This window comes from Phenylobacterium sp., assembly GCF_037968635.1.
Lineage (GTDB): Bacteria > Pseudomonadota > Alphaproteobacteria > Caulobacterales > Caulobacteraceae > Phenylobacterium.
Genome location: NZ_JBBKVV010000021.1, coordinates 1 through 2,769 on the forward strand (window position 1 = coordinate 1; position 2,769 = coordinate 2,769).

The following is a 2,769-nucleotide window of genomic DNA, read 5'->3' on the forward strand; positions in this document are numbered from 1 at the left end:
TGTCGGACATGCCGTTCCCGTTCACCGCCCCCAACTTCGCCCATGGCGGCGCCGGCGTGGGCTATTTCCTGCTGCAACTGCACCGCGCGACGGGGGAGGCCCGCTATCTCGACGCCGCCCGCGAGGCGGCCCGCTATACCTTGAGCCGCGCCACCACCTTCGGCTCGGGCAAGCTGGTCTGCCACACCGAGGATCCGGCCAAGCCGTTCTTCTATCTGGGCGCCTGCCACGGACCGGCCGGCACCGGCCGCCTGCTGATCGAGTTGCACGACGTCACCGGCGAACAGGTCTGGCTGGATGAGGCCCGCGCCCTGGTGGAGGGGCTGCTGGCCACGGGCGCGCCGGAAACCCGGTCCAAGGGGCTGTGGAAGAATTACGGCCAGTGCTGCGGGGACGCCGGGATCGGCGAGTTCGCTCTGTTGATGGCCGCCCGCACCCGCGATCCGCTCTACCATGACCTCGCCCAGCGCTGCGCGGCGGTGATCGAAGCGCAGTCGACCCACGACGCCTCCGGCCGCCGATGGACGCAGGCTGAGCATCGCACCCAGCCCGACTTCGTCGAGACCCAGACCGGCTACATGCAGGGGGCGGCGGGAATCGCCAGCTTCCTGCTGCACCTGGCCACCACCGAGGCTGGGTCGCCGGTGAAGATCGCCATGCCGGACTGGCCCGCGATGACGCTCTGACGGCGACGGGCGATGATCGCGCGGCTTCGGGCTTTCAAGCGTGGCCCCCGCCCGCTAGGGAAAGGCCTCGTTGAACGGAAGGCCCCGCCATGACCCGCAAGCCCGATGGAACCTGGGACAAGTCCAACCTCCCCAGCCGCCATGTGACCGAGGGCCCGGCGCGGGCTCCGCACCGCTCCTACTATTACGCCATGGGCCTGGGCAGCCGCGAGATCGCCCAGCCCTTCGTCGGCGTCGCCTCCTGCTGGAACGAGGCCGCGCCCTGCAACACCGCCCTGATGCGCCAGGCGCACGCGGTGTCGGAGGGGGTGAAGGCGGCCGGCGCCACGCCGCGCGAGTTCTGCACCATCACCGTCACCGACGGCATCGCCATGGGCCACGAGGGCATGCGCTCGTCCCTGGTCAGCCGCGACGTGATCGCCGACTCCGTGGAGCTGACCATGCGCGGCCACGGCTATGACGCCCTGGTGGGCATCGCCGGCTGCGACAAGTCCCTGCCGGGGATGATGATGGCCATGCTGCGGTTGAACGTGCCCAGCGTCTTCCTCTATGGCGGCTCGATCCTGCCCGGCTCGTGGCAGGGCCGGGATGTGACGGTGGTGGACGTGTTCGAGGGCGTCGGCATGCACTCGGCCGGCAAGATGAGCCTGGAAGACCTGTGCTCCCTGGAACAACACGCCTGTCCGTCGGACGGCGCCTGCGGTGGCCAGTTCACCGCCAACACCATGGCCTGCGTGTCGGAGGCCATCGGCCTGGCCCTGCCGCTCTCGGCCTCGCTGCCCGCGCCCTACCTGACCCGTGACGCCTATGCGGTGGCCTCTGGCGAGACGGTGGTGCGGCTGATCGCCGAGCAGCTGCGGCCGCGCGACATCGTCACCCGCAAGTCCTTCGAGAACGCCGCCGCCGTCGTGGCCGCGACCGGCGGCTCCACCAATGGCGGTCTGCACCTGCCGGCCATGGCCCATGAGTGCGGTATCGAGTTCACCCTGCGCGACTTCGCCGAGATCGCCCAACGCACCCCCCACATCGCCGACCTGAAGCCCGGCGGCCGCTTCGTGGCCAAGGACATGGGGGAGGCGGGCGGCATGCCCATGCTGCTGAAGACCCTGCTGGAGGGCGGCTTCATCCACGGCGACTGCATGACCATCACGGGCAAGACCATCGCCGAGAACGTCAAGGACGTGAAATGGCGCGACGACCAGGTGGTGATCCGCAAGGTCAGTGAGCCGCTCTCCCCCACCGGCGGCGTGGTGGGCCTGTGGGGCTCGCTCGCCCCCGACGGTTCCATCGTCAAGGTGGCGGGCATGACCAGCCACCGCAGCCATCGCGGACCGGCCCGCTGCTTCGAGGGCGAGGACGCCTGTTTCGCCGCCGTCGAGGCCGGCGACTACCTGGACGGCGACGTCCTGGTGATCCGCTATGAGGGCGCGCGCGGCGGGCCCGGCATGCGCGAGATGCTTTCCACCACGGCGGCGCTTTCGGGCCAGGGCCGGGGCGACAAGGTGGCGCTGATCACCGACGGCCGCTTCTCCGGTGGCACGCGCGGGCTTTGCGTGGGGCACATCGGGCCTGAGGCCCAGCTGGGCGGGCCCATCGCCCTGATCCAGGACGGTGACATCATCAACATCGACGCCGACGCCGGCATTCTCGACCTGGAGGTCGATCCCATCGAGCTGGAAAACCGCCGCCGCCACTGGGCGCCTCGGGTGACCAACTACGGCTCCGGCGCCCTGTGGAAGTACGCCCAGATCGTCGGCCCGGCGCACAAGGGCGCGGTGACCCATCCGGGCGCGGCGGGCGAGAGCCACGTCTACGCGGACCTCTGACCTGTGAAGACGCTCGGCCTGCTGGGCGGGATGAGCGCCGAGAGCACGACGCTCTACTATTCGGAGCTCAACCGGCTGGTCCGCGAGCGGCTGGGCGGGCTGCACTCGGCGCAGCTGCTGTTGTGGTCGGTGGACTTCGCGGGCATCGCCGAGATGCAGGCGGCGGGCGACTGGGATGGGGCGGGCGCGGTGCTGGCCGAGGCCGCCAAGCGGCTGGAGGGCGCGGGGGCCGACGCCATCCTGATCTGCGCCAACAC

At 70.5% G+C, this 2,769-nt stretch carries 3 protein-coding genes; all 3 read left to right on the forward strand.

Going from position 1 to position 2,769, the window contains the following annotated elements:
• A partial coding sequence (locus AAC997_RS02370) for a lanthionine synthetase LanC family protein (RefSeq protein ID WP_340644097.1) occupies window positions 1-686 on the forward strand: 686 nt, incomplete at its 5' end.
• A gap of 89 nt (window positions 687-775) precedes the next feature.
• Window positions 776-2,512, forward strand: coding sequence for a dihydroxy-acid dehydratase (ilvD, locus tag AAC997_RS02375; protein ID WP_340644098.1), 1,737 nt, complete (start codon window positions 776-778; stop codon window positions 2,510-2,512).
• A 3-nt stretch (window positions 2,513-2,515) separates the two neighbouring features.
• Window positions 2,516-2,769 (forward strand): aspartate/glutamate racemase family protein (locus AAC997_RS02380; RefSeq protein ID WP_340644099.1); only part of this gene is annotated, 254 nt, incomplete at its 3' end.